Genomic DNA, 13,232 nt, shown 5'->3' on the forward strand with positions numbered 1-13,232 from the left:
TGCAACGTGTAGCGAACATACTCTAACGTAACTCCGTTTCCAAAGGATGCAGATAATAATCCTTATTATTTTTATTCTCCAATTTATTCAGAATAAATACTATAATCTCAAAGGGTAGTCTTTCAGATTACCCCTTTGAGATTATTACAATGCAACCATTTTAAATAATTTAAAGGAGCATCTACAATCAAGATAACTCTGTAATCACTCTTCTCATAGTAGTAATTGCTTCTTCTGGTAATGCGTTATACCCTTCCCTTTCCGAATTTTGATTCAAAATAAAGGTTAATCGGCTTTCCATCCGCTCTCTTAAAGCTTTCATATATTTCGCATCATCAAAATTTACTTCAAAACCTTCTAATGGTAGATAATTCATTCCTGAAATTGGACCGAAAGAGACAAACTTTGCTTGTTTTTCCACAATTTTTTCAATTGAAGAAAGAGTATCTTGTGGAGTGACTTTTTTACCTTGATAAAATCCGGTATTTAAGATATAACAAGCTGTCTGATTTTTATTAAAAAGCGTTTTGAAATCTTCAAAATCTTCTCCTAGTGGGTAAACTCGAAATGGATTAGCGAAAGGTTCAATCACCAAGTTATCTCGATCTTTATTATCAACAATATTTTCAGCTGTAGAACGTTTTGTAGCCAAAGTTAAACCAAAGACTGCCGCCAAAACCGAATCATCAATCTTCACTACTGGAGGCAACGTATCATCTTTCATAATCCAGAAAATCGCATCAAGAGATGAACATAGATGGTCTACTCGATTTGGCGTCACATATCGTGATTTCACCGTTCGCCCATTTCCATTTCGTATATCTTGAGTGACAATGACTTTCTTCCCATCATTATCTAACGTCACGCCAACATTTTGACAAGTCATAAAGAAATTGATCGCTGGATCCGTCAAAGAATAATCTTGTGTCTTATCAAAATAGGACGGCTCTAATGCTGTGGTAGAGCCATCTAATTGATTAATGACAAATGCATCATCGTGAAGTACCTTTATTTGGTATTTATCATTATGCTCGGCCAAAGTAATTGTGGATTTTCCAGAACCAGAGAGCCCAAAAGCCGCCATGGTAAATTTTTTATCTGAGAATTGATATTCCTTCATCCCACCGTGACACGCTACATACCCATTTCGATGAGCGATAGACCATGCCAAAGTCAGAGTGGCTTTTTTTAATTCTCCAAAATATTTTAAACCTAATATAGCTGCTACATTGTGTTCTGAATCAAATAGTGCTAAACCATGAGGAAAAGCTGGATGTGTCCAATCCGGATCTGCATACAAATAAATATCCGTCTCAGGATAATTCTTAGAGTCTTGGTACAGCGCTCGCCATTCCTGATTCATAATTTGGAAATTCAAAAGATAGGAGTAGAAATTCGTCTCGTAGTTTTCTGGTAATATAAGATGTGCTTTTACCATGAAATCCTTATCCAACCCTACCACGACTTCTCCTGCATAGAACTTCTTATGAGTTCCTTGGGCCAAAGCATCTCGCAATACGCCTTCATATAAAGTCTTGTCGATTCCTGGTTGTCCAATGACACGACGAGCCGATGCAGTTCGTCCAGTGACTTTTCCATCATTAAAAACAATTACTTTAGCATCCTCTGGTAAGCCTAGATCAGTTGCATGACTTACAGGCATGTCCGTAACAACAGCACCGGGCGCCTTCCTTGCCAAATCATAAGCGCTAGCTAAATCGCTAATAACCTCGACATTATTGCCATAAAAAGCACTTTCTATAATTGTTTTAAAACTAGAAAATGCCTTATTCTCTATCGTGATTTCTTCATGTGAAAATGTACCAACACTTGCCATATCGTGATTCCTCCTAAATCCAATCCAAAGCGTTCTTATATCTCTAAAACTTTTCCAATAAGATAAGATAGAATTTCTCATCTTTCAAAAATGTTTCATATTCTATTCTCGTAGTCTAGTAATTCAAAATTTAATAACACCCATCCATAATAAACCAAAAAAAGTCCCCACCCTTAGAACATCTATCAAAAGTAGGGACCTTTCATAATAACAATTCAGTTAGGTCATTTCAAATTTTTCAAAATCAGTTAATGTCCAACGTAACCGAAACTTTCTGAAGCGGAACATCATAGAATGGATTTTCCCGACGTCCCAGAAAATCACGTGCTTGTTCTGGAAAAAGAGCATAACTTAAAATATCTTCTTCAGACTTGGCATATTGAGATATTTCAGTCTCCGAATGCTCTAATCCAGGTTGTAGTAAATCCGCCGGCCGTTGAGTAACAACCGCCTCATCTCCAATGATTTGCTGACGAATTTCTGAAGCAATCGCAACCGGTGATTTGCCATATAGGCCTCTCACATAGTCTTTGATTTCTAGAGGCACATTTTTGTAGCGCTCTCCAGTAAGCACATTCATCACCGCCTGGGTCCCTACCATTTGCGAAAGAGGTGTGACCAGTGGGGGAAAGCCCAAATCAGCCCGTACTTTTGGTACCTCCGCCAATACTTCCTCATAGCGTTGTTCCAGACCTAACTCTTTTAACTGACTCAATAAGTTAGACAACATCCCCCCAGGAACTTGATAAATCAGTGTTTTGGGTTCGGTATCTTTGACCTTTGCATTCAGTAGGCCCTCTGCCCGAAAACGATCTCGAAGCGGATTAAAGTATTCGGCAGCTTCATTGATTTTTCCTAAATCGAGTCTTGTATCATAGCCCAGCTCCTCAAAGGCCAAGGCTAAGGATTCCGTGGCTGGTTGACTGGTTCCTCCCGCAAAGGAAGAAATAGCTGTATCGATAATATCTGCCCCCGCTTCAGCGACTTTCAAATAGGTCATTTCCGCAATTCCACTGGTCGCATGAGTATGAACATCGACTAGCAATTCCGTGGAATCTTTAATCTGTGATACCAACTCGTACCCTTTCTGTGGCGTGAGTACTCCTGCCATGTCTTTGATACACAGGGAGTCCGCCCCTATTTTGGCGATTTTCTTGGACAATCCACGATAATAATCGATGGTATGAAAATCACTAGTGGTATAAGAAATCGCAACTTGGCAATGGCCCCCTGCTTCCTTGGTAGCAGCGATTGCTGTTTCCAAATTACGCAAATCGTTCAAAGCATCAAAAACGCGAATGATATCAATGCCGTTTTCAATCGATTTCGTGATAAACGCTCGAACGATATCATCGGGATAATTCTTATAGCCTAATAAATTTTGTCCCCGGAGCAACATTTGCAATTTGGTGTTTTTGACTTCTTGTCGGATGGTGCGCAGACGTTCCCACGGGTCTTCATTTAGAAAACGCAGGCAGGAATCAAAGGTCGCGCCACCCCAAACTTCCAAAGCATGATACCCTGCTTCGTCTAAGGTTTGGAGAACTGGGGTCATCTCAGCGGTAGTCATTCTCGTGGCGATTTGGCTTTGTTGCCCATCTCGTAATACAGTTTCTGTGAAGCGAATACGTTTTTCCAATGATTTCATCCCCTATTTCTTTACTGGAAACATTTTACTTAATAAGATGGAAGCCAAGTAAATAATGAAAATGACGATAAACACGCCACCCCATCCGAATACAAGCAATTCAAGCGATTTTAGTAAAGCTTCTGACATTTTATTCTCCTCCTAAGCGAGCAGTGCTAACAGCAAACCACCGGCAATTACCGAAGCAATCTGACCAGAGACATTGGCTCCTGCCGCATGCATTAAAATGAAATTTTGCGGATCTTCTTCCGTTGCCATCTTTTGAATCACTCGACTGGACATAGGGAATGCGGAAATACCCGCCGCCCCAATCATCGGATTGATCTTTTCTTTGCGGAATAAGTTAAGCAATTTGGCAAAGAGCACACCGCCTACCGAATCCATCACGAAAGCCACGAGTCCTAGCCCGATGACCATTAAGGTATCCACTTGAAGAAATTCTTCGTACTGCATTTTTACGGAAATCGACAAACCGAGTAAAATACTAATAATATTCACCAATTCATTTTGTGCAGTGATTGATAGCCGATCCAAAACACCACATTCTCGTAATAGATTCCCAAACATCAAGAAACCAACTAAGGGTAAGGAAACCGGCGCAATCAATCCCGCCACAATCGAAATCACGATTGGAAAAAGGATTTTCGCAGTTTGGGAAACTTCCCCAGCTTGATAGCGCATGCGAATCTTACGCTCTTTTTTCGTGGTCACGGCTTTGATAGCTACAGGTTGAATGATTGGTACTAGTGCCATATACGAATACGCCGCTACCATGATTGCCCCCATATATTTCGAATTCAGCGTATTTGCCACAAAGATGGAAGTTGGCCCATCCGCTGCCCCGATAATTCCGATAGAAGCCGCATCATTTAAATCAAATCCTAATAGGACGGCCATGATAATCGTGAAGAAAATGCCAAACTGAGCTGCCGCACCAAACAGTAATAAAAAGGGATTTTGCAGCAACGGGCCAAAATCAATCATCGCTCCAATCCCAATAAATAGAAGCAATGGGAATAACTCGGTACTAATTCCTATATCAAATAGGACTTGAAACGGCCCTGCTTCTCCCCCAGCGCTTAACACCCCAGAATTTGGGAAATTCACTAAAATAGTCCCCAGTCCCATGGGTACGAGCAAGGTAGGTTCGTATTCTTTTTTGATGCCCAAATACATCAAAATTCCACCGATAATCATCATGACAATTCGTCCGGGCTCTTGGCCCATGCCTTGTAGGCCTTGAACTAACGTTTCCACTGTATACCTCTCCTTTTTAAGCTATGCCGATTAATGAATCACCTGGATTCACCATCTCACCTTGTGCGACTGCGATTGCTTCCACGACACCTGCTTTATTCGCAACAATTTCATTTTCCATCTTCATCGCTTCAAGAATCAACAATGGCTGATTAGCCACAATTTCATCCCCTACATTGACTAAAATTTTCAGAACAGTCCCTGGCATTGGCGCGGTGATTACCTCACTGGCCGCTTTCATCTCCCCAACAGCTTGACTGGTAACTGGAGCACTTGCTTCTACTGGTACAGGTGCCGCTTGAACTGGTGGCTGAACTGACTGAGCTGGTGCAGCTAATGATGCGGCTTGGGCGGGAGTACCGCCGATTTCTTCCATCTCCACTAAGTACTCTGTGCCATCGATGGCAATCTTAAATTTTCGTAACATCTTGATTCTCCTTCTCGATTTTTTTAACGATAAATCTGCTGGTGGGGGCATCTTGGGCAGCGATTGCCGTGGCAAGTACCGCAACACGCTGAAGTTCGGGATTTCTTTGCCAAGCCTTCTTCAAGGCAAAGCGACTAGTAGGATTGTCCCCAGCTCCTATCGCCCCGGCCACAAGACTTAAAAGCAACAATTGATCTGGCTCGCATTCGACATATTTCGGTAACGCAACGTAAGGAGCCGCTGGTTGCATTGATTCCTCCACGGCCTGCTCGTCAAGGCGCTTTTTCTTAAAACGCTGTAAAAAGTTCATTCTTTCTCTCCCTTTGAATAAGAAAGGAAGCCATAAACGATATACCCGTGGCATAACGAATATAACTTCCAACTCAACAACTAAATTGGTAAAGCACCGGTTAAGGCATACACAACTAAGTAAATAATCAGAATTGGCCAGCAGTACTTCACGTATTTCTTCTGGAAATCAACAAAGTTCATTTCAGTGGAATCCGTCAGCATGAACAAAGCCGGAATGACCGGTGAAATCAACCGGAATGATTGACCTACCATAGAAGCCACAGCAGCTTGGAGTGGTGTAATGCCATACTGCTCCATCACTTCTCCCACTACTTTGGCAATCCCAAAGTAGAAAGCATCCTGAGGTAAGAACGTAATCGCCGGTGCCGAAATAACAGCATAGATTGGTGCCATGTGTGCTCCTAGCCCATCTGGAATAATCATCGTCATTCCGGAAGCCAATGCGGTCGCCATGCCACTGCCGGATAAGACTCCGGAGAAAACCCCAGCAGCAAAGGTTGCCAATGCAGGCGCTAACGCATCGGAAGCGATTGCATCTATGCGTTCATTAATAATGCTGACTTTCCGATAGTTCACCGTCAAGACAATAGCGCTACCAATCATGAATAGCACAGCACCATGGGCGAAACCTTGAATCAATAAATACAAAATTCCGAGGGTCAAAAGCAAATTGAACCAAAATAGTTTCGGCCGTTTCAACTCGGGATCTTTCGCCCGAATACAATCCAGCATTTTTTCCATCATCACGTGATCAATGTCCGCATCCGCTCCATTGCACCAACCTAACCGCTTGCGTTCCTTTTTCCCTAAACGATAAGCCAAGAAAATTGCAAAGATTTCGGCAGCTAATAAACCTGGTAATAAAGCGCTGAACAGTTCATTAATCGGCACTTCCATAGCTGTACTGGCCGCAATGGTCGGTCCACCCCAAGGAAGTTGATTGAAAATCCCAATAGGCGTCACAATCAAGATTGCCAAATAGCTAAGCTTCATCCGCATCGACCGATACAGTTCTACAAATGCAGCCACACAGATAATAATGGTCGTTGTGGTATCACCATTCATCGTCACCACGGTGGCCGTCAATACAGTGGCCATAGTGACTTTCAACGGATCTCCTTTCGCCTTCTTAATGAAGAACTCGCATAAGGGGTCAAACAAGCCCACGTTCAGCATCAAATCGAAGTACATTACCGCAAATAATATCAACAGCCCCGGAGAGATGACCCCCATACTGACTTTGGCGGTTTCTGGATCGACTTTGTAAAACAGAGCATCGGTAATCCATTGAAACAGGTCGGCAAACGTCGAGTTCGTCAGCAGTACCACTAGCACCCCGAAAAACAGGGGCACTAGGGTCAAGGCGCCGACAATCGACAGTTTATTTTTCGATAGCAAGAATATAAAGGTTACAATCATTAACAATGCTAATACTAACAACAAACGAATCACCTCTTATTTCTGTTAATGGTTACTTGATGAAGCGCACTTCCTTACAGATGCGTTCAATCTCAGCTTCTTTGCGTCTATTGAACTCAACTTTGTTTTGTTCAAAAAGATTGCTGCCTTCTGTATCGATGGAGACAATCAGCGGACCGTAGTTTTTCACTTCATTGACCCAAAGCGTTTCCGGCATTCCCAAGTCTTTCCACTGAGCGTCCACGATTCGTTCCACTTTTTCTGCTGCATACACCGCATTGCCTGCTGGATAAACCAAATGCAAGGCTTTGTATTTCTTACAGCCAGCTTCTGTCCCTGGTCCCATGCCACCTTTACCGACAATCAAACGAACGCCGGTTTCCTCGATGAAAGCTTCTTCAAATTTTTCCATCCGCATGCTGGTGGTTGGTCCTACCGAAATCATTTCATACTCATTGTTGCCGTGGTCCTTAACGATGGGACCTGCATGAAGAATGGCCTTGTCCTTTACATCCACTGGTAATGGTAGTCCCTCTTCTACAACCCGCCGGTGTGCCACATCTCGGCAAGTAACTAAAGTTCCTTCTAAATAAACAATATCGCCAATCCGGATATCCTTGATGTCCTCAGCAGATACCGGTGTTTTCAAATGATATTCTTTCATGCTTACTCTCCTCATTTCTAAAAATTACGTTAATTAAAGAGCTGATAGTCTTTTTGCAATGGTAAGGTGTAATTTAAGTCTTTGTCGAAGTTAATCTTTCCTCGTCGGTGAGACCAGCAGCCAACGTTCACGGCTACTCCGATTACCGATGGATGGCGGGCAGTGTTATTGATGTTCACTCCCATAACGGATTTCTTTCCACCAAAGCCCTGAGGCCCCAAGCCAATGTTGTTGATGCCATCTTCCAATAACCGTTCCATCTTTGCGGCATTTGGGTTTTCGCTCACGCTGTCAACTTCCCGCATTAAAGCCAATTTTGAGTTCATGGCCGCCGCTTCCACGGAAGTCCCAATCCCTATTCCCACAAGCAGTGGCGGGCAAGCGTTGATTCCGTAACTAGTCATCTGATCCATCACAAAGCGTACGACGCCTTCGTATCCTTCCCCTGGCATCAAGACTTTTGCGGCCCCAGGCAAGCTACAACCGCCCCCAGCCATGTAGACGTACATTTCCATCTCGTCCCCGTCGCCATCAATATCCGTAAAGATACTTGGCAAGCCAGTACCGATGTTTAGTCCGGTATTGTATTCGTCAAAGGTTTCCACCGCATTGTGACGCAAAGGGGCTTTTTTCGTCGCTAGATACACAGCTTCTTTTAAGATGTCCTTTAATTCACCTAAAAGTGGAAAATTGGAACCACATTTGATGAAAAACTGAAGTGCCCCAGTATCTTGGCAGCTAGGTCGGTTCAGTTTTTCCGCCAACATTTGGTTTTCGCGCATTGTGTCATAGACAAGCTGTTGCAATGGATCTACCTCGATTTTTGACAGTTCGTCTAGCTTCTTGGTCACATCATCCGGAAGTCTTCTCCCTACGACGGTGATGTATTCCACAAGAATGTCTCTCATCTTCTGTGCTTCAGGAGAAAGTACTTTTTCTTCATAAGTGTATTTCATTGTTTCTGCCTCCTAACATTTTCTATATTATGGCTTGAAATAGCTTTCTAAACTATCCAATTCTTCTTTACTTCTCTGATAAAAACACAATCAGACTTCCATAAAAAAGAACCTTAAGTAAGCAAAGCAGCATAAGAAAAATAGGGGGAAAAACAAGTGCTATTAACAACTTTGTATTCGTTTTCATTTTATACGAAACAAAAAACGGGCTAACCACATTTTTGTGATTCGCCCATTAAAAAGATGCACTCACTTCACTATTCGACGAAGATTGGTCATCAAGTCATAGTATTTTTCTTCGTATTCTTTACTACTACAGTTCACGCAAGGATTTTGAAAAGAATCATCGTATTGTTGATAGCGAATCAATTTTTCTTTAATAGCTGCCTGCTCCTCGTCCAAGTTTGCCTTAAAGTTGCGATCGATTTCTCGAAGATCAGAGTCAATCTGTTTCCGGTATTCTGAGGGAGTGGTACCGAAATGCTTTCGAAAGGCCTTGTTAAATGACTTCACATCACTAAAGCCATTTTCGAAGGAGATGGTCGCCACCTTTTTAGTCGTCATGGCCAACTCTCGGATTCCTTTTTGCAGCCGACAACGGGTCAGGTATTCATAAAAATTGATGCCTAACTCGATTTTAAAAATCTTAGAGAGATAGGTCGTGGAATAGTTGCATTCCTTCGCCAATTGTTCCAAGGTCAGCTCCCCACTACAGTTTTCTTCGATGTACTGAATGGCATGATCCAAGAATATCCGCTTCTGGCCCACGGAGTAACCACCCTGCTTAGTGTCTGACGTAAAAAATTCAAATAAAATCTCGGCAATCTTAAATAGCAAGGCATTGTTTTTCAACTTACTAGTCCTTTTTTCATTATTAAGTAATTGTAGTTGGGACAAGTCTTTGCGCAACAGTTGAAAGAGCGGATTGCGGGGTTCATCACTGGAGTTTAATTCAAATCGTCCTTCCGAAATATCGATCCCTTGGGAAGAAAAAAATTCTGGAGAAATATGTAGTCTCATGGCGATGCTGTTCGGCACCGTCGCGAATGTCGCATGACCACAGTTCGAGTTAATCACTAGCAAGTCATTTTCGTCTAAGGAAAAGCTTTGCCCATCCACATTGACCTCAATCTTCCCCGTAATCAACCAAAGCAGCTCAATCTCTGGATGCCAATTATAATGATAACTACCGATACGGTACAACAGCTGATCATAGGCGATTTTCATATTATCAAAGAGATATTCTTTTCGAATTTCCACGGTGTTTCACTCCTGTCGTTTAAAGAAGGTAGTTAACTATGTCTCTTACATTATCGTTCTCCTCTATAGTAAAAGAAATCAAGCGTTTTTGCTACCTAATTTCGCATAATATCGATCCACTATTATGACAACACTAAAAAAGACCCGACACCAAGCCGAGTCTTCTCCCTTCTATTGCTCGCTCCTCCCCCGGAAGAACTCCTGCAACTCTCGAATCACCGCTGTCTCCAAGTAACGCAGGTGCATCATACCGCTACCGCTGCTTTTTTAATCGCCAGCTCCACACTGCCGATACCTTTTTTCGCCATCCAAAGACTGCTGTTGACGGAAAACGCCTGGAGCTTGTTTTTCTCCACATAGGTCAACTGCCGGGTCAGCATCAGATAGCCCTGGATGCACAGGCGATGTCTGCTCTGAATCTGGTAGCCTTGATAATGACTGTCTAGCCAGCAACCAATCAGAATCAGCACAATCCCTGGCGCCAATACCCCGCCAATCCAAGCATTAAAGAAGAAACTGCCAATACAAGGAATCAGTAACAGCAAGAAACAGCGGCTAAAATACCAAAGCCAGCCTCGACCGCAATACTGCATGGTGCTAATTACTTGCAAGCCGATTCAAAACTGTCAGCTATATGTTACATATTTTATTGTTGTAGAATTGATGAATTTTTAGTAGCCTCTCATCACCAATTTACTACCTACCCATGCAGGGCTGAAATCGAGTAGGAGGTGAGGGATTAGCTCCCTCACCGACCTCTCACAGCACCGTGCGTACGGTTCCGTACACGGCGCTTCGGTAAATCAGTCTTTTGGCTGTTAATTTCGGTTCTATAATATTTCGTGTTGGTGGAAAATCGAAGCCGATTTTCTGCCAACACTTTTTTCTCGTATTCAAATCAAAAAGAGACTCACATTTGGTAAAATTAGTCGACTAAAACAATACCCTACCAAAGGAGTCTCTCAATGGATAATCATACTAGAAAATTACTTGGATTAACAGATAAATCTTTACAATTTGAAGAAGAATGGTTAGTTGTTGGGCAATCGCTTGTTGAACCACTCGGTCTACGACAGTGGGGATACCTAACGGTCTTTGTCCACCACCAGACTTTGGGATGTGAACTCGTTTTACTGGTTTTGGACGATAGGTTCCTTTTCGTACTTCTTCCAGAATTACTTGTCCATATTTAGCAAAGTAAGCTTCAATTTCATACACCGTCATATTGTCTATTCCTGGTGCGCCTTTATTACTCTTGACTCGCTCTTTTGCCATTTCAAAGTTACTTTCATCGGCTAGCTGTTTTGGGTTTTGATGATCAACCAATCGCTAGTCTAACTTACCCAGAAATTACTACAATCCGGCAACCAATTGAGGAAATGGGGGCCTTAGCTACTAAGACTCTTATCTCGAGCATTGAAGGGAACCCACCAATAGAAATGCTAACACTTAAAACACAATTGATTATTCGTGACTCTGTTTGATAGATAGAGATGTCTTTCTCAGCAACACATAGAAACTCGACTCGAATGTCTTACTCAGAGTCAATAATTCTCCAGTTCCCATCTTTTTGTAATCCCAATTCATACTGAAAGCAATTTGTTGTTTTTGATAAATCATCAAGATACTCTACATCAACTTTCACTTGTACATTTTTTTCATTTTGTGTATAAATTGGATTCACTAATTCCACAAATTTTAAGTTCGTATTGATTAGTTGCATTGTCCCATCTTCAACATAATATTCTAATTCCTTTTTGGATGCTGTTGGATAGAGTTTGAAAAATGTTCCTAAAAACTCAGTGATTTCTTCCGCGGTTTTGGCATTAATATCTGAATCAGTTTCAACTTGTTTTGCTTGGTAATTGGCTTTACCTGGTTTTGCAATCATAGTCGGCAAGCTTGTCACAATATGGTTGCCTTTTTTATCCTCATGGATTGCCACTCGATACGCAGAAGAAATTTGTTGCGCTTTTTTTCCTTCTGTAACCTTTTGATTGATTAAAATGGAGACTATAAATTCTTCTGAGTGCTTCTCAACATCTAGTATTTTTACTGATTGAACTTCGGAACTAGTGGGAATATCCACTCGAACCATATCTTGACTTAAATTCAACCCTTCCTCAGTCAGATATTGATCAAGATTTATCATTCTCTTTTCAATGATTTCTTTATCATTTTTCCATGAAAAATACTCTTTGGCAAAATCCATTGTGAAGTTCTCAACACCAGAAGTGTTCACAATTTTTTCTTTCACGACTACTTTCTCGTGGGTCGTGTGCTGATCAATCGCCGTGAAGTTTTTATAGATACCAAAAGCGAGGCTACAAAACAGTAAAAGCCAAAGGGCAAGCACCATTTTCCGATGCTTACCCACTGAAACTATTCTTTCCTTCTTCTTTTTAGCAGTCTTCTCTTTTTTATTTCGTTCAATTTTTATCTTCATGTTCATTCCTCTTTTCTCTCATTTGTATCTGCTAGCTCCGATAAGATGCTGCTGCCAATAGTTATCTGTAAGATTCGTCCATCCCACCGGATCCCCCGCATGAAACATTCGGTTCTCTCCTGCATAAATACCGACATGGGTGACATAAGTTCCTGCATCATAAGTTGAGTGAAAGAAAATCAAATCGCCTGGCTTGGCATCTTTTAGGTCAATATGAGTCATGGCATCATACTGATCCTGCGCCACCCGTGGAAGTTTCAGACCAACTTTGGCGTAACACCACTGGGTCAAGCCACTACAATCAAAACCAGTTGTGGGACTCGATCCACCGAATGCATAGGCAGTGCCTTCATATTTAAACGCTTCATCAAAGATCTTTTGTACTGTTTCATCATCAAATTTACTGGTGGTGAGATATTGTTTCACCAACAAACAATAAAACATATTCCCATAATTATAGCGCCAGCCACCATTTTCCTTAATGGCAATTGGATTGGGATAATCCACTTTTTGGCCGCCTGATTTTTCCTTTGAAAAAGATTCGGCTAAAGTAAAAGTGTGCTTCTTCCCATTTTTGGCGACATGATCCAAATAGCCGCCACCGTAGTTATAAGCCTGAATGATACTATCTTGGTCACAGCCCAATTCTTTGGAGCGCTTAACCAAAGACGAAAAATAGAGACATCCTTGTTTGATGGATGCCTCGGTACTTAATGAATTCGGTGGCAAGCCAGCTGACTCAGAACTTTGCATGACATCTTCCATTGTGCCACCAGATTCAACTTGGATAATTGCCAAAAGAATCGGGACATAGTCTGCTATATCTGATTCTTTGGCATACTTTTCTACCAGTGACCGATGTTTTAATACTTCTTCTGAGACACTACTGCCACCGGGAGAGGTACCAGAACTGTTGCTTCCTTCACTATCCTCACCAAATAATAAGCCGACACACATCAAGATGCCCATAAAAGAAATCGTCAGGATTGCCAACGAGATTGTACTC

General features: G+C 42.0%; 14 protein-coding genes and 1 pseudogene. 2 read left to right on the top strand and 13 right to left on the bottom strand.

Annotated elements, in window-relative coordinates:
• Nucleotides 1–187: 187 nt before the first annotated feature.
• The 11 genes from I588_RS13485 to I588_RS13530 form a co-directional block, all read right to left on the bottom strand.
• Nucleotides 188–1,837 carry a phosphoenolpyruvate carboxykinase (ATP) gene (locus I588_RS13485; protein WP_010759306.1) on the bottom strand — a complete coding sequence of 550 codons (1,650 nt, stop codon included), beginning with the start codon at nt 1,835–1,837 and terminating at the stop codon, nt 188–190.
• Nucleotides 1,838–2,081: 244 nt separating this feature from the next.
• Nucleotides 2,082–3,476: an oxaloacetate decarboxylase subunit alpha gene (locus I588_RS13490; protein WP_016250063.1), complete on the bottom strand. Its 1,395-nt coding sequence runs from the start codon at nt 3,474–3,476 to the stop codon at nt 2,082–2,084.
• A gap of 12 nt (nt 3,477–3,488) precedes the next feature.
• Complete coding sequence (locus I588_RS28065; protein ID WP_033787933.1) at nt 3,489–3,614, bottom strand: OadG-related small transporter subunit; 126 nt, start codon at nt 3,612–3,614, stop codon at nt 3,489–3,491.
• A gap of 12 nt (nt 3,615–3,626) precedes the next feature.
• Nucleotides 3,627–4,742: a sodium ion-translocating decarboxylase subunit beta gene (locus I588_RS13495; protein ID WP_010759308.1), complete on the bottom strand. Its 1,116-nt coding sequence runs from the start codon at nt 4,740–4,742 to the stop codon at nt 3,627–3,629.
• Between the two features lie 16 nt (nt 4,743–4,758).
• Nucleotides 4,759–5,169, bottom strand: coding sequence for an acetyl-CoA carboxylase biotin carboxyl carrier protein subunit (locus I588_RS13500; RefSeq protein WP_010759309.1), 411 nt, complete (start codon nt 5,167–5,169; stop codon nt 4,759–4,761).
• Nucleotides 5,153–5,479: a hypothetical protein gene (locus I588_RS13505; RefSeq protein ID WP_010759310.1), complete on the bottom strand. Its 327-nt coding sequence runs from the start codon at nt 5,477–5,479 to the stop codon at nt 5,153–5,155. The genes I588_RS13500 and I588_RS13505 overlap by 17 nt, the downstream gene beginning before the upstream one ends.
• Nucleotides 5,480–5,559: 80 nt before the next feature.
• Nucleotides 5,560–6,924 carry a citrate:proton symporter gene (locus I588_RS13510; protein WP_010759311.1) on the bottom strand — a complete coding sequence of 455 codons (1,365 nt, stop codon included), beginning with the start codon at nt 6,922–6,924 and terminating at the stop codon, nt 5,560–5,562.
• A 28-nt stretch (nt 6,925–6,952) separates the two neighbouring features.
• Nucleotides 6,953–7,564, bottom strand: a complete 612-nt coding sequence (ttdB, locus tag I588_RS13515) for a L(+)-tartrate dehydratase subunit beta (RefSeq protein ID WP_010759312.1) — start codon at nt 7,562–7,564, stop codon at nt 6,953–6,955.
• A 29-nt stretch (nt 7,565–7,593) separates the two neighbouring features.
• A complete protein-coding gene (ttdA, locus tag I588_RS13520; protein ID WP_010759313.1) occupies nt 7,594–8,520 on the bottom strand; it encodes a L(+)-tartrate dehydratase subunit alpha in 927 nt (308 codons plus the stop codon).
• Between the two features lie 249 nt (nt 8,521–8,769).
• Nucleotides 8,770–9,780, bottom strand: coding sequence for an AraC family transcriptional regulator (locus tag I588_RS13525; RefSeq protein ID WP_010759314.1), 1,011 nt, complete (start codon nt 9,778–9,780; stop codon nt 8,770–8,772).
• Between the two features lie 245 nt (nt 9,781–10,025).
• Nucleotides 10,026–10,373, bottom strand: coding sequence for a hypothetical protein (locus I588_RS13530; protein ID WP_034694358.1), 348 nt, complete (start codon nt 10,371–10,373; stop codon nt 10,026–10,028).
• Between the two features lie 372 nt (nt 10,374–10,745).
• On the opposite strand from I588_RS13530, the pseudogene I588_RS27305 reads away from it, so the two are divergent.
• Nucleotides 10,746–10,817 (top strand): annotated as a pseudogene (locus tag I588_RS27305) (transposase); the annotation flags it as partial.
• Between the two features lie 267 nt (nt 10,818–11,084).
• Nucleotides 11,085–11,264, top strand: a complete 180-nt coding sequence (locus tag I588_RS26900) for a substrate-binding domain-containing protein (RefSeq protein ID WP_245569618.1) — start codon at nt 11,085–11,087, stop codon at nt 11,262–11,264.
• Nucleotides 11,265–11,314: 50 nt separating this feature from the next.
• On the opposite strand, the gene I588_RS13540 is transcribed toward I588_RS26900, so the two are convergent.
• Both I588_RS13540 and I588_RS13545 read right to left on the bottom strand, forming a co-directional pair.
• Nucleotides 11,315–12,226, bottom strand: coding sequence for a conjugal transfer protein (locus I588_RS13540; protein WP_010759316.1), 912 nt, complete (start codon nt 12,224–12,226; stop codon nt 11,315–11,317).
• 18 nt (nt 12,227–12,244) lie between these two features.
• Nucleotides 12,245–13,195: a bifunctional lytic transglycosylase/C40 family peptidase gene (locus tag I588_RS13545; protein WP_425387142.1), complete on the bottom strand. Its 951-nt coding sequence runs from the start codon at nt 13,193–13,195 to the stop codon at nt 12,245–12,247.
• Nucleotides 13,196–13,232: the final 37 nt, after the last annotated feature.

The organism is Enterococcus pallens ATCC BAA-351 (assembly GCF_000407485.1).
Taxonomy (GTDB): domain Bacteria; phylum Bacillota; class Bacilli; order Lactobacillales; family Enterococcaceae; genus Enterococcus_A; species Enterococcus_A pallens.